This window comes from Vibrio sp. T9, from assembly GCF_003123985.1.
GTDB lineage: Bacteria > Pseudomonadota > Gammaproteobacteria > Enterobacterales > Vibrionaceae > Vibrio > Vibrio diabolicus.
Genome location: NZ_NIGY01000004.1, coordinates 14209 through 33683, shown reverse-complemented (window position 1 = coordinate 33683; position 19475 = coordinate 14209). Strand labels below are relative to the sequence as shown.

Below are 19475 nucleotides of genomic sequence, written 5' to 3'. Positions count from 1 at the left end.
GCATGCAGTCTAATACGTATCTTAAATACGCAGATATTAAGGGTGAGGCAACTGCCGAGCAATATAAAGATTTGATTACACTACTATCTGTAGATTGGAGTGTAGGTCGTGAGATCTCATCATACACTGGTACAGCGATGGACCGTGAAGCGAGCGCTACTCGTCTATATGATTTGACTATCACTAAACTTCAAGACCGTTCTTCTCCTGACTTATTTAAAGAAGCGACAATTGGTAAAGGTAAACCTGCGGTTTTCCATATTACTAAGCAGGGTGAGAAAGTTGAAGAAATCATGAAGATCGAACTGACTGATGCGATGATTTCTAACTACTCAGTTTCTATCCAGGATGATCGTCCAGTTGAAACCATCACTATTTCTTACACTGAAATGATGATGACAGTGACTCCTACTGACGATAAAAACAACACTTCTGCGCCATTGGTATACGGCTACAGCGGTGTTAAAGGTCAACAAATGTAATTTTTATGCGGGGGAATATTCCCCCGCATTTTTTGAAAGAAGTATTTAATGAAAAGAGCAACTCAAGATAACAATTTCATCCGAATTTCCTCTCCATTCGGAAAAGATGCCATCATACTAAACTCATTTGAGTATAAAGAAGAGATCTCAGAACTTTTTTCATTGCGTGCTAAAGCTTACTTTAATGATCAACGAAGTGAGTTAAACGAAATAATTGGTAAAGAAGTAACAATTACCCTTGAAAATAGTGAGGATGTTTCTTCAAAACCTCGTTATATACATGGTTATGTATCTGCTGCAAGATTAGAAGGGCAACGAGTTTCTAATACTCATAATGGTGAGAATTATAAAAATATAGAGTTATTAATAGAGCCTAAATTACGTTTCGCCGATTATAGAAAAAATTGCAGAATATTTCAGCATAAAGATATAAAAGAAATTATCTCCGAAGTACTCTCGGAGCATAGTGTCGCCTTTAGTTTTGAGTTAACTAAGTCGTACCCTAAATACACATACAAAGTGCAATATGAAGAGTCAGACCTTGAATTTGTCCGACGCTTATTGTCAGAAGAAGGGCTATCGTTCTGTTTCACACACACTAAGTCTGTCCACACGCTTAAGATTTTTGATGACATCAGTTTCTATAAGCCGGGTACAGAGTTTTTAGTCGATTTTGATACAGGTACGGCTAAGTCTAGCCATATTTCTTCTTGGCATGAAACCCAAGTTTTGACGACTAAAGCAAGCCAAAAGTCTGGCTATAACATGCTTAAGCCTTCGTCTAATCCTAAAAATACTGCCAAGGGTGAAAGTGATTTTTTTACCGTGCCTGAAAGCGAGTATTTTGAATACATGGGTGAAACGGAAAGTGATGATCAATACGTACTTAGAAACACGCACGCTATAGAAGCACTACAGCAAAACGCATATCTGTGTCGTGGCGAGGCAACGTGTCGAACGTTCAGTGTGGGAAAGTGCTTTAAGTTTAAAAAGCATGAAGATAAGTCTCGAGTCGGCAAAGAATACGTACTGTCCGCCGTTTTTTTATCTGCGGCTGTTTATAATCAGACTGGTCAAGGTGGCACTGCTGCGCAAGGTGTTAAAGTATCATTTAGTTGTGTTGACTCAAAAACAATCCTTCGCCCTTCTGTGAACTATCCGAAACCTCAGATGAAAGGTTTGCAAACCGCAGTGGTAACGGGAAACAAAGATGGCGAAATTTACATAGACAAACACGGTCGTATTAAAGTTCAGTTTCACTGGGATCGTGTTGGCAAATACGATGTAAACAGTTCATGTTGGATTCGTGTTGCGCAAAATATCGCGGGTAACGGATGGGGCTCGGTGTTTCATCCTAGAGTAGGACAAGAGGTCATCGTCGAGTTTGTCAATGGCGATCCTGACCAGCCAATTGTTACGGGGTCACTGTACAATGGTAGTCAACTCCCTCCCTACACGTTACCAGAGCAAAGCTCTCAAAGTGGTTATAAATCGCGTTCTGTACAAAAAGGCACATCTAATTTTAATGAGTTGCGCTTTGATGACAAACCCGGTGAAGAACACATCTATCTTCATGCCGAAAAACTTTTCCAAATGCTAGTTGAAGACTGTGTTGATATTGCCGTTGAAAACAGTAAAACCGAAAAAGTGACGAATGATGTCAATCAAGAGGTTGGCAAGAATGCGACCTTGAAAGTAGGTAAAAACTTTTCTAATGAAACGGGTGAAGTATTGTCTTTTAATGCAGGAAAGAGTATCGAGATCAAAGTCGGTGGCGCTTCGATTCAGATGTCTAGTTCCGGAGAAATCAACATCAAAGGCAATAAAATATCTATTAACGGCTCTGCTATCGCTCTTAAAGCTGGGCAAATTTCATTGAACTAAGGTGATTTAAAGTGGGTAAACCAGCCGCGATATTGGGCAGCTTTCATCTTTGTCCTAAAAAAACAGGAAAAATTCCTCATGTAGGTGGCCCCGTCGTAGTTGGCTCGCCAAACGTGACAATTGGCGGCATTCCAGCGGCTAGGCAGGGAGATAAGCTTATATGTATAGGTCCTCCGGATAGCATCTCAGCAGGCTCTTCTAGCGTTACAATCAACGGTAAGCCAGCGGCAAGGGTCGGGGATTCAACGTCTCATGGTGGTAAAATTCTGTCTGGCATGCCTACGGTTTTAATCGGAGGCTAGATGCCACTCGCATTTCAAACTCATCTTCTTGCTATTAATGGCAGGCCATACACTGTTCGTGAGATAGCTAACGAATGTTTTAGATTGCCCGCAGAAACACCAAGATCCTATCCTGATCAATCACTGTATGAGCAGATATTAAATCTTGTGCGCTCTAAGCGCGAGATACTGGAGCAAAGTGATATCAAAGGAAATATCTGCGTTCTTTTACCGTCTTCGGTAGATAAAAGCTTGCTTAAGGCATTGATAAACGAGTTTTCTCTTATCCTTGGTAACTCTGCCAATAGAGAAATTTATTTTTATCCTTATGGTCAAGCGGCGTTCTTGATGGCGCTAAATCGGATAAACCGTGAAGTTAACGAAACACAAGCAACTTGGATACTGGCTATAGAAATTGCTCGCGATGCAGAAGAGCATGCCAAATCTCAAAACTCGATCATTTTGACGAAGTGCTTTTTTCAACAGTCCGGCCTTGTTACTGATGATGTTAGAATTGATTTAGATACCAAACAACAAAGCATTGCTGTCGATAAAGTGTTTAAACAACTTGGAGTAGGGTGTGATCACTCACTTAGTGAGTTGCATTTATCCGTTGATGGAGATGAGCCTCGATGGTTAAATGCTATGCAATTCTTGTCTCCCTGGGTGACTGATCAAACTCAGTATCAATTTATTGATGTTAAACTAGGAGGGCTGGGCGCATGCGGAGGTGTTCTAAAAGTGTTAATGATTGAGGAGCATCAAAGAAGCAGCCTCAACTCAGACTTCCACGTTTTGCAAGCTGATATCGAGCCAGATGGTTATACGGTGGGAGTTCTATACAATTGGCATAACGACGAGTAGTTCTTGAGCTAGTTTGTCCCTTCTAAACGTTGGTTTTTAATGGTTTAAATGTGACGGTTTTTTTATTCGAGACCATCGCTTAATGTTGCTTAAAAGGTGTTTATACAACGTTCTTCTCGCTTTCCGGTGAAATAGTGAACCATAGAACATAAACTACATGAAAAGCTGTTCGACTCAAGATATCCTAACCCAAATTAAATATATTGAGCTTTGGTTTGTGCCAGATTCAGCCAGTCGCGTAATACTCTGATGTTTACACGGCTGAAATTCGGATTCTTGCAGAAGCAAACCTGGCTTAAAGATTTGGCAGAAAGTGAATTCGAATGAAGTTTATCCACACCTCAGATTGGCATCTTGGTCGACAATTCCACAATGTATCACTACTCGAAGATCAACAAGCAGTACTCGAACAACTGATTAACTATATTGAACACAACCCCGTCGATGCCGTTGTAGTGGCGGGAGATATTTATGACCGTTCGGTGCCACCAACGGTTGCAATAGAACTGCTAAATCGAGTCGTGAAGCGTATTTGTACTGAACTGAAAACACCGATGATATTGATATCTGGCAACCATGATGGTGCAGAACGATTAGGTTTTGGCTCAGAGCAAATGAAAAATGCAGGCCTTCATATTGTTAGTAACTTTGAAGATATGCTAACTCCCATCATCATAAAAACGGACTCTGCGGGTGAGGTAGCGTTTTATGGCATGCCTTATAACGACCCTGAACAGGTCAGATTTGCCTACAAAACCTCGGTATCAACTCATGATGAGGCACATCAACTGCTTGTAGAGCAAATAAGAGAGCATTTCATTTCAGAGCAAAGGCGTGTTCTCGTTAGCCACTGTTTTGTTGATGGTGCTATTGAGTCTGACTCTGAACGACCACTATCTATTGGTGGCTCTGATCGCGTAAGTCATGAGCATTTCTTAGATTTCGACTACGTCGCACTTGGTCATTTACATCAGCCTCAAAAGAAAGGCGCAGAGCATATCCGTTATTCTGGTTCACTTATGAAGTATAGTTTTGGTGAACAGAACCAGAAGAAAGGCTTCACGTTAGTCGAACTAGACAAGAAAGGATTTGTCTCTGCTAAACATATTGAGCTAATTGCCCCTCATGAAATGCGCATTGTTGAGGGAGAGCTAGATAAAGTCATAGAGCAGGGCAAGACTGACCCTAAAAATGAAGATTATTTGTTAGTTCGTTTGATGGATAAACATGCGATTTTAAATCCAATGGAAAAGCTTCGTTCGGTTTATCCAAACGTTTTACATCTTGAAAAACCGGGCATGTTAATTGGGGTAGAGCAGGAAATGGCGCAAGCAAAGTTGGCACGAAGCGAAATTGATATGTTCCGAGACTTTTTTATTGAGGCGCAAGATAGTCAATTATCCCAAGAGCAAGAACAAGCCGTTACTGACATTATTAAGCAATTATCACAGCAATAGGGACCAAAGATGAAACCGATCAAACTTACCATGCAAGCCTTTGGTCCGTTTGCAAAAACCGAAGTCATTGACTTTGAAAAGCTTGGCCGTAACCCTCTGTTTTTGATTAATGGTCCTACAGGCTCAGGTAAAACGTCGATCTTAGATGCCATTTGCTTTGCCCTTTACGGTGAAACTACCGGTAATGAGCGGCAAGGCATCCAGATGCGATGTGACTTATCGGCGCAAGACTTACCAACCGAAGTCGCTCTAGAATTTTCGTTACATGGCAAACAATACCGAGTTGTGCGATCTCCAGAGCAGGAAGCGCCCAAAGCGCGTGGTGAAGGGATGACGGTAAAAAAGCACACTGCGGCTCTTTATGAACTCGGCGAGACCGAAAAGCTCATCACTAGTAAGACGACTCAGGTTAAAACTGAAGTGAGCAATATTATTGGTTTGAATGAAACGCAATTTCGCCAAGTAATGGTATTGCCTCAAGGAAAGTTCCGCGAGCTGTTGCTTGCTAGTTCTAAAGAGCGCGAAGAAATTTTTGGTCAGCTCTTTCAAACGGACATATATAAAAAAATTGAGTACGCGCTCAAGGATAAAGCGAGCGCAATCAGTAAAGCGAAAGATGAATTTGATAATCAAATTCGAGGCGCTTTACAAGTTGCAGGAGTGAGTTCAGAGCAGGAATTATTACACCAGTTTGAACAAGCAGCTGAGCAGCTAGAGGTCGATAGAAAGAATGAACAAGCTTCGTTAGATAAGCTAAATGTTGCTAAATCTGAATTACAAAAAGCGGAAACTATTAATGGAGAGTTTTCTAAACGAGAGCAAGCAGAAAACGCACTCAAGCTGCATCTAGAACACTCAGACTCGATAAAAGTTCGTCAACAGCAATTAGAAAATGCTAAAAATGCCAATAAGATAGAATTACCCTACGTTTCATTACAAAATGCAAAAACTCAAACTCAAGAGCTCAGACAAAAAATAGTTGCCTTGAAAGAGAGCCTTGATAAAGCCAATGCTGTTACGAAAGAAAAAGAAAACTTGCAGCAAAGTGCAAAAGAAGCCGCGGCAAAAGTCCCACAGTTAACGCAACTGCAGTATCAACTTGAAAGCATGAAAGACAAGTTGGTTGAAAAAGCCAACTTGGAAAGCAAAATAACGGCAGGTCATCAACAAAAACAACAATTTGAAGCAACGTTAAAACAGTACATAGAGCTGAAAGACAAGTTAGCGTTTCAGGCGCAACAGGGCCAGAAAGAGCTAGAGCAAGCCCGAGTAGATGTTGCGCTTGTTGGCAGCATCGATGCGGAAATAAAACAAAAACAACGACTACTACAGGATCTACAAAAGCTGCATGGTCTTACTTTGGAGCTCTCTAAACTCACGGCGTTAACCGTAAGCAAGCAGCAGTCATTACAGGAAGCCAGTCAGCGCTATATGCAGTGTCAACAAGCCGCTGATACGATAGAGCTTAAGTGGCACAACGCTCAAGCGGCAGTATTAGCGCAGCGACTAAAGGCAGGTGAAGCATGTCCGGTATGTGGCAGCCAAGCGCATCCTAACCTTGCGACGTTTGTTGAAGAAGTCGTTACAAAAGAGCAAGTTCAGGCTGCCAGAGTGAAAGAAAGAGAAGCTCAAACCTCACTGAACCAGCTAAGTAATCAGCTAGAACAACATAACGTTGTCATTATTCAGCATCAGAATCAAATCGACCAGTTGAAAGAAGAGCTTGGTGAGCATGCTGCATCTGAGATCTCGACGGTTCAAACTGGGTTGCAGGCGCTTAATGATCAACTTCTACGTCTACAATCTATTGATATTGAAAAGCTAGAAAAGAACGTTGAACAGCTTAATCAACGCTGCTTAGTGGGTGAAAATAAAATTCATGAGCTGCAGAATCAAATGGCGGCAAATGAATCAACCGTTCAAGCAAACCAAGAACAATTGACTCAATTACAAGCTTCCATTGATCCGAAATACAGTTCCGTTGATGTGCTTGAGCGTGACATTTCGCTCACAAAAGAGCAAATTCTGACCTTGAATACAGGTTTAGAAAAGGCGCAAAACGCTTTGCAGCAAGCGGTATTAGCGCAATCGAATGCTGAAAGTCAGTTAGTGACGAACAAGCAGTGGCTATCTGAGTCAGAACAAAAGCTTAGCCAAGCAGAATTAGCGTGGAATGAGGCATTACAGGCGAGTAAATTTGAGGATGAAAGCAGTTATCTAAATAGCAGAGTGACAGATGATGAGCTTCAAGCGTGGCAGAAAGAAATAGACAACTTCAAACAGACACAAACCAAGCTTGAACAAACACTACATGATTTAAACCATGCATTGAAAGCGCTTGAAAGACCGGACTTGGATTCGCTTAACGACAGCTTAACCACTCTGCAGGCGCAGTATATTGAAGTAAGGAATCAGCTCGATACCACGCGCTCAACCTTTGAGCGAATTGAAAAAGTTCGTAAAGATATTGCTACGCTGCATGAGAAAAATAGCAAGTTAGAAGAAGAGTACAAAGTGTTTGGTACGTTATACGACGTTGCCAGTGGTAAAACAGGCAGCAGGGTTAGCCTGCATCGCTTTGTTCTTGGTGTACTGTTGGATGATGTTTTAATTCAGGCCTCTCAACGTTTAAGCCTCATGAGTAAAGGGCGCTATATTCTTGCTCGAAAAACAGAGGGCTTCAAAGGCGCTGCGGGTCGCGGCTTAGACTTAATGGTTGAAGATGGCTACACAGGAAAAACACGTGATGTTGCGACACTTTCCGGTGGTGAATCATTTATGGCAGCGCTTGCTTTGGCGCTTGGCTTGTCGGATGTTGTGCAATCCTATAGTGGTGGTATCCGTTTAGACACTTTATTCATTGATGAGGGGTTCGGTAGTTTAGACCCAGAATCTTTGGATCTCGCGATTCAAACGCTAGTGGATTTACAACAGACTGGACGCATGATCGGTGTTATTTCTCACGTTTCTGAGTTAAAAGAACAAATGGCGCAGAGGATTGATGTTGAACCATCAAGAGTCGGTTCGATAGTATCGGTCAAATCTCAACTAACTAGGACAGTATAACTAATACTCGATTGAAAAGATGTATACTTTGCTGTGTCGTATCCTACGATTTGCAGCAAAGTATACTTAGTTGATGATCGGAACAACCATCTACATGGAAACGAATTGTTTGACTCCTCCTCGTATGCTCTCTGCAAACACTTTGGCAAGCTGAGACATAGGTTTATGCGCAGGGGTGAGAATAGCGTGGTCAAACATTACGGCTGGCGTAAATGGGCGAAACACCACATTTCCTTGGCCGGATTTATACAGTTTGTAACTGGCCGCACTGATTGGATCACAGATGCAAGCACACAGCTTCTGCTCCACAAATTCGAAGCCTGAAATGTAATTTTGCAACTCGAATCTTGGGCGATAAGTGGCCCCATATTCCTCAAATAGCATGCGTACATGCTCACTTGCGGAGTGACGCGTATACAGCGCAGCCAGCGGTTCGTTATCCAGATCTTTCGGGGTAATCACTTCTTTAAGCGCCAGTGGGTGGTCTTTATGCAACGCACAAACCCCCTCAAGGTTAATGGGTTCGACATGGAAAGAATCCCTGTCTTTCGGTAGTTCCGAGTACCCAATATCATACTGCTGGGAGGCGACCCAGTCCTGAACCATGGTCGAGCTGCGCATCATCATCGATACTTCTACTTCTGGTCTATCCTTCACAAATTCTGCAATGACATGCGGCATAAAGAACAGCGCTGCGGCAGGCATGCACGCAATGCGAAGTTTCCCTCGGGTTAGGTTTTTGACCTCTGCCATAAGCTGTGTTGAGCGCGATAACCGCTCCAGAATGGCGTCTGTCTCTTCAAGTAAAAAGTACGCTTCAGGGTTTGGGATTAGCCGGCCTTTATGCCGCTCAAACAATGCAAACCCAAGCTCTTTCTCCAAGCTAACCAGCATCGCGCTTATCGCAGGCTGAGTCCGGCACAAAGTTTTCGCTGCCACAGTAACCGAGCCAGAACGCATCACTGTACGGAAGGTTTCAAGTTGTTTTATTGATATATTGCTCATGTCTTCCTATAAGAAAAAATTATGACTTTAGAGAAATTTTAAATTTGTTTTTATTAACTGTCACCATTAAATTAACGATGTATTTACAAATACAACAATAAGGAAATGTACTGTGGAGCAAAAGTTCAGATATCTGCTGACTTGCTTGATTGCATCTGTAGCGCTGATGCAGTTCATCCAAGTCGTGACGCGATATATCTTTGAGGTCCCAATTATGGGGCTGGAAGAGTCGATGGTGATCCCCACTGTTTGGCTCTACATGCTTGGCGCGGTGAATGCTTCAAGGGAAGACACGCAAATCCGTGCAAATGTGCTGGAAATTTTCATTAAGACAGAACGCGGACACCAGATCCTCGCTCTGGTTGGTGAAGTGATCAGCTTTGTTATTTCGGCCTGGCTGACTTACTGGGCATGGGATTATGCCAAGTACGCATGGCGAGTTTGGAAAGAGAGTCCAACGCTTTATATACCTACGTTTTATCATGAGTGCTCCGTATTTCTCGGATTACTTCTGATCACTCTTTTCATCGCTGTTCATATCGTCAAGTTGGTACGCCAGCTTAGATCTCCATCCTATTCAGTAAGTAAGGTTTAAATTATGGTTGAAGTAGCTCTGTTAGCAGTGGCAGTTTTGGTCATACTGCTGACGTTCGGTGTGCCTTTACCGTTCTGTTTCGGTGGTGCGTTAATGGTAATGAGTTTTGTCGGCGATATGTCGATGAAAGGCAATATGATGTGGGGCGCTGGCCAATTGATGAACCCGGTTCTGCTTGCGATACCGCTGTTTGTCTTGGCTGGCACCATCATGAGTCGAAGTGGTATCGCCGCCAGTTTATTAGGATTTGTGAACGTTTTTGTCGGCCATATCCGCGGCGGATTGGGCATCGTGGCCTCAGTTAGCTGTGCAATTATTGGTGCAATTTCAGGTAGTGGCTTGACGGGTGTGGCTGCCATTGGGCCTTTGCTTATCCCTGAAATGGAAAAGCGCGGTTACCCACGAGCGTACGCAACAGCTTTGATTGCAAACTCATCAATTCTAGGTCTGTTGATTCCGCCAAGTGTCACCATGATTGTCTATGGTTGGGTCACAGATACCTCTATTCTGGCCTGTTTTCTTGCCACTTTAGGTCCGGGTTTGTTGGTCACTTTCAATTTTGCCGGAATCAACATGTTCATGGCGCGTAAGTTTCCACTGGTGTTGGATGACAAACCAACGATGTCCGAATTGATAAAGCAGACATCAAGCAAAACCTTTAACGCGATCCCTGCTTTATTGATGCCTGTGATCATTTTGGGTGGCATTTATGGCGGCATTATGACGCCAACAGAAGCTGCAGCCGTCGCAGTGATCTACGCTGTGCCAGTTGGGTTCATGATCTACAAAGGTCTTAGCTGGAAAACTCTGCTGGAATCCGGGAAAGAATCGGCAACCGCGGTTGGCTCTATCATGTTTATGATTCTGTTTAGTCTCATCCTGAGCCAGATGTTCGTTGTTGAAGACATTCCTCAGCAGCTTGTAGAAGCCATCTTTGGTATCACCGATAACAAAGCGTTGCTGCTTATTTTCATTAACGTGTTGCTGTTTTTAGTGGGCATGGTGGTGAATGACCTTACTGCCATTATCCTTATCGCGCCGCTGCTTTTACCACTGATGACAGCAATTGGTATCAGTCCAATTCAGTTTGCCGCCATTATGGGCGTAAACACGGCAATGGGTGGTGTAACCCCTCCATATGCGTCGATTCTTTACCTAGGTGCTCGCATCGGAAACGTTAAGTTCTCGGAAGTTGTTGGCCCTGCAATGCTACTGATTGTGTTTGGCTACCTGCCAGTCGTAATCCTAACTTCGTTCTGGGCAGATTTGTCTCTGTTCCTCCCTACTGTGTTTGGTTATTAAAAGGAAATTACCATGTTTAAAACAAGTAAGTTTGCACCATCAAAAACACTGAAAAAATACAGCGTTCTTGCTTCGCTCATTGCGGCTGCAGTGACAGCGATCCCTGCGCAAGCAACGACATTAAAAATCAGTCATGTTCGTCCACAAGGGACAGTGGTTGATAACGATATTAAACAACTTAGCGAGGCGCTTAAAACCTCAACAGACGGTGATCTTAAGTTGCGCGTTTATGCCGCCAATGCCTTGGGTGACTACACCTTAGTTCAGGAACGCATTTCTGTCGGTGCTATCGATATGGCGTTGCAACCCGCGTCTACGTCGACGGATAGACGCATGCAGATTGGTTTGTTGCCTTTCTTAGCCAATGATTGGGAAGAGGCGCAAAACGTTTATGGTAGCGGCGCACCAGTACGTGAAGCCATGGAAGAGTTGTTTGAAAAACAAGACATTACTCTGCTTGCTGCGTATCCAGTCTACTTCGGTGGTATCTCGTTAAATCGTGAAGCTGTGGATGCAGGCAACCCAGATTCAGCTAAAGGTATTAAACTGCGTGTTCCGCCTATCAAGAGCTTCCAACTTTTGGCTGATAATGTTGGTTACATCGGTTCCCCACTGCCGTTCTCTGAAGCCTTCACCGCGGTTCAAACTGGCGTAGTTGATGGTGTGATTGGTTCTGGCGCTGAAGGTTATTACGCATCATTCCGTGACGTGACAAAGACATATATTCCTTTGAACACGCACTTCGAAATCTGGTACTTGATGATCAACTCAGAGCGTTTGGATGACTTAGACGAAAATGAGCAACAAGCACTAAAGGCCGCAGCGCAACAGTTTGAGTCTCGTCGCTGGCAGGCGGCTCAAGTCGACCAAAAAGAAAACGAACAAAGACTCGTTGAAGCAGGCGCCACCATTGTAGAAATGACACCAGCGCAACTGCGAAAAACAGCGGATAAAGTTCGCGCAACAGTATGGCCACAGATCATCGAAGATATCGGCTCAGACTGGAGCCAGCCAATCATAGATAAAGCGCTGAATTAGGCAAAGCACATACAAACGGGGGCAGTCCTGCCCCCAAATTTAGTCTGAAGAGAATGTTATGAAACCGGAATACATAGTTGTCGGTGGCGGTGTCGTGGGTTGCGCTTTGGCCTACGGGCTGCTGAAAGCCGGCCATCAAGTCACCGTATTAGACGGTGGAGACAGTGCGCATCGGGCATCACGCGGAAACTTTGGCTTAGTGTGGTTATCAAGCAAAGGGTTAGACGCGCCACATTACGCAGCGTGGACACGTCGTTCAGTGAATTTGTGGCAAGGATTAGCGCACGAGCTGGAAAGTGCAACGGGTGAAAAGTTAAACCTGGTTCAGCAAGGTGGATACGATTTCCACTTCTGTGAAAAAGAACTCATGGCCAAGGCGCAGCAATACGAGCATTTACGCGAAGCCCTGGGTACTGATCATCCCTATGAAGTCTGGGACAGAGCCCGCTTGCTCAAAGAAGAACCCGATATCGGCCCAGATGTGGTAGGGGCGATTTATGGCCCGGAAGATGGTCATGTGAATCCGCTGCAACTACTTAAAGCGTATACCAAAGCCATTCGTAATCTTGGCGCGAACCTTATTACGGGTGTCCATGTCTCGGATATTGAAAAGGATGACACAGGGCGCTTTCAAGTAACACTTGAGGACGGTACGCAGTACCAAAGTGATAAAGTGATCCTGTCTGCGGGTTTAGGTGCGGCCAAACTCGGACCTAAGTTGGGCTTTGTTGCCCCAATTTCGCCTCAAAAGGGGCAAGTGCTGATCACGGAAAAATTGCCGAAAATCATCAAGCGTCCTTCTGGCATTATTCGACAGGTTGACGAAGGCGGCATCCAGATTGGTGACTCGAAAGAGAACGCTGGGTTTGATGATAGTGACACGCTTGAAATGACAGCCGCTATTGCGGAACGAGCCATCGCCGTGTATCCGTTTTTGGCACAAACAAGATTGGTCCGCAGTTGGGGCGCGATTCGAATTGTCTCTCCTGATGGCCTGCCGATCTACCAGCAATCAACAACGCATTCTGGCGCTTACCTGATTAGCTGCCACAGCGGAATTACCCTTGCAGCGGCGCACTCCTACTTACTTCCACATTGGCTGGAAGATTCTGCCGATGCACCAAATTTGGAGGTGTTCAGTGAAGAACGATTCTAAGTTTCAACGACTTGAACAGGCTGGCTCTCAGCCTAAGTCGGTTCAGTTTTACTGGGAAGGCAAAGCGTATACCGCGTGTGAAGGGGACACCATTGCCGTGGCACTTTTTTCTGCGCAAGTAAACCATACACGTGAAACGCCGCAGTCGGGTTCCCCGCGAGCAGCGTTCTGCATGATGGGAAGTTGCTTTGAGTGTCGCGTTGAAGTGAATGGTGAACAGAATGTTCAAGCCTGCATGAATTTAATCGAAGACGGCATGCAGATTCGCCGCCAAACCACCTAACAGGAGACATCATGCAAGACGAAGTAACCAATGTAGTGGATGTATGTGTGATCGGAGCAGGCCCCGCAGGGATGAAAGCGGCTGTGCGCTGCTCGGCCGCGGGTGCTAGCGTCACTGTTATCGATGAACAAGTGCGTCCTGGTGGGCAAATCTACCGCGCAGTGCAAGAGAACGGCCACCCGAATGGGCATATTTTTGGCCCGGATTACTTGCGCGGTGCAGAGTTAGTAAAAGCCTTTAATCAAGCGGAAGTGAATCACGTATCGCAAGCCACATTGTGGCGAATTGATGAAGACAATACGGTTTATTGGAGTCAGCAAGGCAAAGCACATAAGACCATCGCGAAAAATATCATTATTGCGACTGGCGCGACAGAGCGTCCGTTTCCGTTTGTTGGTTGGACATTACCCGGTGTAATGACCGCAGGGGCGTGTCAGATCATGATGAAAACATCGGGCTTAGTGCCAAAACAAGCGGTTATGGTTGGAACGGGGCCACTACTTTACCTTTTGGCCGCGCAAATGATTGACGCCGGATCACCTCCTAAAGCGATCGTCGATACTCAACAATCAGATGGATATTTAAAATCACTCCGATTTGCGTCAAACGCGTGGACAGGGCGTAAGTATTTGGTTAAGGGGCTAGGTTTACTGGCGAAGTTACGAAAGGCCGGAATAAAACGCTATACAGGGGCGACAGATATCGAGGCCGAAGGTACAGATTCTGTGCAAGGGCTGGTGTTTAAGTGTGGCGGAAATAAAGTGTCGTTAGAGGCGGGGACGGTATTGGCCCATATCGGCGTAATTCCAAACGTGCAACTGACTAGAGCAATGGGATTAGACCATCAGTGGGATGCCTTACAAGTGTGTTGGAAACCAACGCTTGATGAAAACAATATGAGTTCTCGACAGGGCGTTTTCATTGCCGGAGATAGCGGTGGTATTGGCGGTGCACTGGTGGCCGAGCTACAAGGTGAATTGGTCGCTTGCCAGGTATTGCAATCGCTACAAAACGAGCTGAGCCGGGAGCTGATTAATGAATCTCTGGCGCTCAAAGAATCTATAGAGCACGAGTTGGCAGTCCGTCCATTCTTAGACACCTTGTACGCGCCGCCCAAACAAGCGTTATCCCCATCAGATAAGACTATCGTCTGCCGTTGTGAAGAGGTGACGGCCGGTCAAATTAGACAACATGCAGCCAATGGGGCGAATGGAATTAATCAAATAAAAACCTATACCCGTTGCGGTATGGGGCCATGCCAAGGGCGTTACTGCGGTTCGACAGTCGCACATATTATCAGCGATAAAATAGGACTATCGATGGAGCAAGTTGGTTATTACCGCCTGCGTAACCCAATCAAACCGCTGAAGCTGGGAGAGTTATCCAGTTTAACGCCAGTCAATAAATCATTTATGGAAAAATACAAAAGTGAAGGAGCAAGTCATGAACAACGTGCAAAAACAGTACAGCAATAAACGAATGAGTAAGGTCGTGATTCATAACGATACCGTGTACCTATGTGGACAAGTTGGTGTAAAAGGTACGAGTGTTGCTGAGCAAACGGAAGAAGCTTTGAAACGTGTTGAAGATTTATTGATTGAAGCGGGTAGTGACCGCAGACACGTTTTGCAGACGATTGTTTGGCTAGCAGACATGAAAGATTTTGATGAAATGAATGGCGTTTGGGATACGTGGTTTGAAGAGGGCTACGCACCTGCGCGTGCATGCGGGGAAGCTAAGTTGGCCAGTCCAGAATTAAAAGTGGAGCTGATTGTTACAGCGGCTCTCAGAAAGTAACAGATATACTCAAAAAGCCCCTATCTAGGGGCTTTCTTACTTAATCGCTACAGTTCGCAAAAGTGGCCTTCTTTTGGCGATTGGGTAATCGCATACTCACCATCTAGGTTGCGATAAACAACTGTATTCCAAATAGAGCCATCATCCAATTCAAACTCAATGGCATAGTTGACGCCGCTAACGATTTGCGCGTGAACGTTCAGTATTTGTTTGAACGACGCTATTGTGTCCATTCTTTTCAAAACAAAAGCCATTGCCTTTTGTGCATCAGGGGTAGCATTAAACTCATTCCACCCACCTGGCATGTTTCCTTGTGTATTACATACATCTGCCGAGGTTGTTAATTGTGTCGCTTGGCTTGGGTTTTCCTGCTGGCAACCTGCAAGCAATACCAAAAGTGCACAAACTGACACTGTTTTTAATTTCATAACAATAACCTCTGTCTATATCGCGACGTATTATAGGAGGGGGATATGACAGCGTATGTCTATATTGTGCAAAGTTTCTATATGCATACGGTTAAATGCTGACAAAATATACAAGTATGACCAACTTGTAAGTAAAACATAGAACAATATTGTTAGGGAATTGCTGACATAACGAGGTTTTGGTGTTCAGCATGCTATTGATAATGAAGAACTGTGATGTGTAGCTACGTACCTTTGGGACAGTAGTGCGACTTAGTGATCGATTTGCTACCTTCTACAGTAAAATCAATCACTAAATCAAATTTAGGTGTTGTATGAAATCGCTAAAAACATTATTACTTTTATCACTTGTTACTTTATTTGGCTGTACCTCTAAACCTGATGGGGTGGAGCCAGTTAACAATTTTGATTTAGAGCCTTATCTAGGCAAGTGGTACGAAATCGCACGGCTCGATCATTCGTTTGAGCGTGGTCTATCCAACGTTACGGCCGAGTATCGGCTTCGCGAGGATGGTGGGGTTAAGGTGACAAACCGCGGATATTCAGAAGAAGATCAACAGTGGTCCGAAGCTGAAGGTAAAGCTTATTTTGTTGAAGACGAAACGGTTGCGCACTTAAAAGTCTCCTTTTTTGGGCCAATCTATTCTTCTTACATTGTGTTTGAGCTAGGTGAAAACTATGACTATGCGTTTGTCTCTGGTTACAACCACGATTACTTGTGGCTATTGTCTAGAACACCCAACGTTGATGAGAAAATCCTGGAGCGTTTTAAGCAGGTTGCTAAAGAGAAAGGTTTCGCGTTAGATGAGCTAATTCTCGTTGATCAAGAGAGTGGACGACAGTTTTAAGTTCATCAATGTGACTTCTAAAATCAACAGAAGCGAAGTTTCTGTCTCGCGGTTTTGAGTTTTGCTTGGAATATTTTTGTTACCTTGTAACCTCATGTGGTCAAAAATATAGCCCCATCATTTGTGATTACTCGTGATGGGGCTTATATAAATTTGAGTGAGCGTCGAAAGGTAGATCTATCGACAAACGGTTATGGTTTACTTAATCAAACGAACGATCAGAGAGCCAGGCGCCCGAATAGATTCCACATTGTGGCTGAGCACTGTACCACTTGTAGGGGCGGTGTAGCGCTCAACTTCAGTGCCAAAGCTGTCGTATTGAATCGCAACCAGTTGGCCTTGCTCGACAAAATCCATCAAACCGACATGAGGTAGTACAAAGCCGCCATGTGTCGCTTTCACACTGACGATCTCGTTTCCTTCCAAGCATGAAGTGATAGGCTCTATCTCACCTTCTACGACGTTATGCTGCTTCAACACATTTAAAATGCCTGATACGGTTCGACTAATGAGTTTTTGCTCTGTGTAGCGCCCCATACCCACTTCAACCGTAATGCTTGGGACACCATGGTTATTCCAAACGGTTTCAAGGACGCCAGCATCTCCGGGATCATTTAAAATCGCATCAGGATTAATGAGACGAGCCATTTCTAATGATTGCTCAATTCGGAAGTCTGCAAACACGTATAGTGGGTAGGCCGCACCACTGGTTTGAGTGTGAAGGTCAATGGCTAAATCAGCATTTGGCTTGAGCAGATCATTCCACAATGCATATAAGTAGCGTTGTGCCTCATTACCGTTTTGGTCACCAGGGAAAAAGCGGTTTAAGTTTGCAGGAGACGCATCCGGGTCTGCGGAATAGAAATCGCGGCTGTGGTTTAGCATACCTGGCATGTTAATGGTTGGAACAATCGTGACAGTACCAGCGACTTCAGTGCCAATGAGTTCTCTAGCGGTCTTCTGCGCTGCTAACACACCATTATATTCATCACCATGAACCCCTGCGGTGATCATGATTTTCTTGCCAGGTTTTTCACCTTTGAATACTAAAACAGGAAGATGTTGCCACTGAGAGAGCGCGTTGGTTGCGATGCGGAACCAAAACTTATGCTCACCCGAACCTAGGTCTGCTACATTGAGAGATTGAATCACTTGATGACCTTGAATCATGTCATCGAGAAGTTGTGTTGCCATTAAAGTTACCACTCCAAAACCATAAGCCAATCTAAAACCTTAACGTCGCCATACGAAGAGTATTAATAAGGCGAGAACGTGTCTCGCCTTGTGCCAATTGATTTCGTTTTACGCAAACCCCATTATGTGAGCTGCGATAACGACGACACTCGACAGGGTAAAGAGTAATAGGATAAATCGCCAGCAGAATTTTGCCCAGTCACCCCAGTCGATGCGGCAGACACCAAGTGTTGCCATCAAGGATGCTGAAGTAGGGACGATAACGTTGGTAAAACCATCTCCAAGTTGGAATGACAAAACGGCAACTTGGCGCGTGACACCTGCAATATCCGCCAATGGCGCTAATAAGGGCATCGTCAGTGCCGCTTGTCCAGATCCGGAAGTAACGAAGAAGTTGAAGATAGATTGGAATACATACATTAACCATGCCGCAGCTACGTCAGGAAGCCCACTGATCACGCCGCCAGCACTGTTCAGAATAGAATTCAGTACACTCGCTTCATCGGTCGTACCGCCACCTAGGATAAGTAACACACCTTTCGCACAACCAACCAATAGAGCAGGAGCAAGCATAATAGCCGCCCCCTCTTTAAACGCATCGGCTGCGCAGTTGAGCGTCATACCGTTTAAGCGAAAAATCGTACCGATGATCGCGACAACAAAGCCCATAGTGAAGAATTGAGAAGCGATTTCTGGGATGTACCATGCGTTAGCCACTACGCCCCAAACAACCCATACTGTGGTAGCGATGACCGTAAGAATGACGAGTGTATCTCCGATATTCCAACGAGAATCTTGATTGCCAAGCTCTTGCTGACGGAAGTATTTGTCTGTGCGGTGACTGTAAGAAAGTTCTGGGTTTGACTTCACACGAGCGGCGTAGAGCATTGTGAAAGCGATACCGATTAACGTAAAGCCAACCCATAACCCCATGCGTACAGTCATGCCGGATAAAACAGGTACACCCGCAATGCCTTGTGCAATAGCGACGGAGAAAGGGTTCATCCAAGATGTTGCGAAACCAATTTGAGTCGCCACGTAGGTCACCATTACCGTAGTGATACCATCGTAACCAAGGCGAACCATAAGCGGAGCGATAATAATCGCAAATGCTACGGCTTCTTCACCCATACCAAATACCGCACCGCCCAGAGAGAACAGCAAAAATAGCACTGGAATGAATAGCGCTTCGTTACCTTTGGTCTTATCGATAAGGCGCAAGATACCGTTGTCGATGGTGCCTGTTCGCATTACAACGCCGAAAGCACCACCGATAACCAACATAAACATAATCACGCCGATCGCGCTGCCCCATTTAGAGCCTGAAACTAGCCCTTCGAATGGGAAGTTCATTAAACCAATGCCACCACCAGAAGCAAACAGGCCAACCTTGTTGTAAACCAATTCACCGTTTTCGTCGGTTGCATAAGAGAAAGAAGATGGATCGATAACCGTGCGAGTTTTTTCTGCACCATCGACCATATAAGTCACTTGCTGACTGTCAAAATGGCCAGCAGGAATTAAGTAGGTAAGAATCGCAGCGAGAATACCAACAATGAAGATCAAAATGAGGGTATCTGGCATCTGCCATGATTTGGGTGTAGCAACCGAGTCTGCTGGTTGCGCATGTGTGTGAGACATAACTTACTTCACGTTAAATTCAATGAAGCATGAAATATCAATAAACCAGAATAAAAAGTCAATATTAATGGAAATATTGGACTATAAATTCATCAAATATTTGAAGTGAAGTCATTGTGATTATTTTACAAGCAAAGTTTGGTTAAATGTTTTG

General features: G+C 44.5%; 18 protein-coding genes. 14 read left to right on the top strand and 4 right to left on the bottom strand.

Annotated features, from left to right (window positions below; genetic code table 11):
• Positions 1 to 2: 2 nt before the first annotated feature.
• The 6 genes from CBX98_RS09010 to CBX98_RS08985 all read left to right on the top strand — a co-directional run bounded on the left by CBX98_RS09010 (position 3) and on the right by CBX98_RS08985 (position 8034).
• Entirely contained in the window at positions 3 to 482 is a 480-nt protein-coding gene (locus CBX98_RS09010; RefSeq protein WP_005375967.1) for a type VI secretion system tube protein Hcp, read from the top strand.
• A gap of 48 nt (positions 483 to 530) precedes the next feature.
• A complete protein-coding gene (gene tssI / locus CBX98_RS09005; protein ID WP_109169026.1) occupies positions 531 to 2366 on the top strand; it encodes a type VI secretion system tip protein TssI/VgrG in 1836 nt (611 codons plus the stop codon).
• Positions 2367 to 2377: 11 nt separating this feature from the next.
• Positions 2378 to 2668 carry a PAAR domain-containing protein gene (locus tag CBX98_RS09000; protein ID WP_005375969.1) on the top strand — a complete coding sequence of 97 codons (291 nt, stop codon included), beginning with the start codon at positions 2378 to 2380 and terminating at the stop codon, positions 2666 to 2668.
• The gene (locus CBX98_RS08995) at positions 2669 to 3511 is read left to right on the top strand and encodes an NAD/NADP transhydrogenase subunit beta (protein WP_109169025.1); all 843 of its coding nucleotides are present in this window, start codon (positions 2669 to 2671) and stop codon (positions 3509 to 3511) included. It abuts the gene before it with no gap.
• A gap of 323 nt (positions 3512 to 3834) precedes the next feature.
• On the top strand, positions 3835 to 4968 hold the full coding sequence (locus tag CBX98_RS08990) for an exonuclease SbcCD subunit D (RefSeq protein WP_012842192.1): 1134 nt from the start codon (positions 3835 to 3837) through the stop codon (positions 4966 to 4968).
• A gap of 9 nt (positions 4969 to 4977) precedes the next feature.
• Positions 4978 to 8034: an SMC family ATPase gene (locus CBX98_RS08985; protein ID WP_109169024.1), complete on the top strand. Its 3057-nt coding sequence runs from the start codon at positions 4978 to 4980 to the stop codon at positions 8032 to 8034.
• A 90-nt stretch (positions 8035 to 8124) separates the two neighbouring features.
• Here the strand turns inward: CBX98_RS08985 and CBX98_RS08980 are convergent, their stop codons facing one another.
• Complete coding sequence (locus tag CBX98_RS08980) at positions 8125 to 9039, bottom strand: LysR family transcriptional regulator (protein WP_012842194.1); 915 nt, start codon at positions 9037 to 9039, stop codon at positions 8125 to 8127.
• Positions 9040 to 9151: 112 nt separating this feature from the next.
• On the opposite strand from CBX98_RS08980, the gene CBX98_RS08975 reads away from it, so the two are divergent.
• Genes CBX98_RS08975 through CBX98_RS08945 form a run of 7 tightly spaced genes read left to right on the top strand, consistent with a single transcriptional unit; the run spans position 9152 to position 15210 of the window.
• Positions 9152 to 9634 (top strand): TRAP transporter small permease subunit, encoded by a 483-nt coding sequence (locus tag CBX98_RS08975; protein WP_012842195.1) that lies wholly within the window; start codon positions 9152 to 9154, stop codon positions 9632 to 9634.
• A 3-nt stretch (positions 9635 to 9637) separates the two neighbouring features.
• Positions 9638 to 10936, top strand: coding sequence for a TRAP transporter large permease (locus CBX98_RS08970; RefSeq protein ID WP_012842196.1), 1299 nt, complete (start codon positions 9638 to 9640; stop codon positions 10934 to 10936).
• 12 nt (positions 10937 to 10948) lie between these two features.
• Entirely contained in the window at positions 10949 to 11974 is a 1026-nt protein-coding gene (gene dctP, locus CBX98_RS08965) for a TRAP transporter substrate-binding protein DctP (RefSeq protein ID WP_053395060.1), read from the top strand.
• A 58-nt stretch (positions 11975 to 12032) separates the two neighbouring features.
• On the top strand, positions 12033 to 13130 hold the full coding sequence (locus CBX98_RS08960) for an FAD-dependent oxidoreductase (protein WP_012842198.1): 1098 nt from the start codon (positions 12033 to 12035) through the stop codon (positions 13128 to 13130).
• Positions 13114 to 13413 carry a (2Fe-2S)-binding protein gene (locus CBX98_RS08955; protein WP_109169023.1) on the top strand — a complete coding sequence of 100 codons (300 nt, stop codon included), beginning with the start codon at positions 13114 to 13116 and terminating at the stop codon, positions 13411 to 13413. The genes CBX98_RS08960 and CBX98_RS08955 overlap by 17 nt, the downstream gene beginning before the upstream one ends.
• An 11-nt stretch (positions 13414 to 13424) precedes the next feature.
• Complete coding sequence (locus CBX98_RS08950; protein ID WP_109169022.1) at positions 13425 to 14888, top strand: NAD(P)/FAD-dependent oxidoreductase; 1464 nt, start codon at positions 13425 to 13427, stop codon at positions 14886 to 14888.
• A complete protein-coding gene (locus CBX98_RS08945) occupies positions 14857 to 15210 on the top strand; it encodes a RidA family protein (RefSeq protein ID WP_109169021.1) in 354 nt (117 codons plus the stop codon). Before CBX98_RS08950 ends, CBX98_RS08945 begins: the two co-directional genes overlap by 32 nt.
• Before the next feature lie 47 nt (positions 15211 to 15257).
• Here the strand turns inward: CBX98_RS08945 and CBX98_RS08940 are convergent, their stop codons facing one another.
• On the bottom strand, positions 15258 to 15638 hold the full coding sequence (locus CBX98_RS08940) for a cystatin domain-containing protein (protein ID WP_109169020.1): 381 nt from the start codon (positions 15636 to 15638) through the stop codon (positions 15258 to 15260).
• A gap of 314 nt (positions 15639 to 15952) precedes the next feature.
• On the opposite strand from CBX98_RS08940, the gene CBX98_RS08935 reads away from it, so the two are divergent.
• On the top strand, positions 15953 to 16486 hold the full coding sequence (locus tag CBX98_RS08935; RefSeq protein WP_109169019.1) for a lipocalin family protein: 534 nt from the start codon (positions 15953 to 15955) through the stop codon (positions 16484 to 16486).
• 198 nt (positions 16487 to 16684) lie between these two features.
• Here CBX98_RS08935 and CBX98_RS08930 read toward each other — a convergent pair whose 3' ends face one another.
• Both CBX98_RS08930 and yfcC read right to left on the bottom strand, forming a co-directional pair.
• Positions 16685 to 17680 (bottom strand): succinylglutamate desuccinylase/aspartoacylase family protein, encoded by a 996-nt coding sequence (locus tag CBX98_RS08930; protein WP_109169018.1) that lies wholly within the window; start codon positions 17678 to 17680, stop codon positions 16685 to 16687.
• A 108-nt stretch (positions 17681 to 17788) separates the two neighbouring features.
• Complete coding sequence (yfcC, locus tag CBX98_RS08925) at positions 17789 to 19321, bottom strand: putative basic amino acid antiporter YfcC (protein ID WP_109169017.1); 1533 nt, start codon at positions 19319 to 19321, stop codon at positions 17789 to 17791.
• Positions 19322 to 19475: the final 154 nt, after the last annotated feature.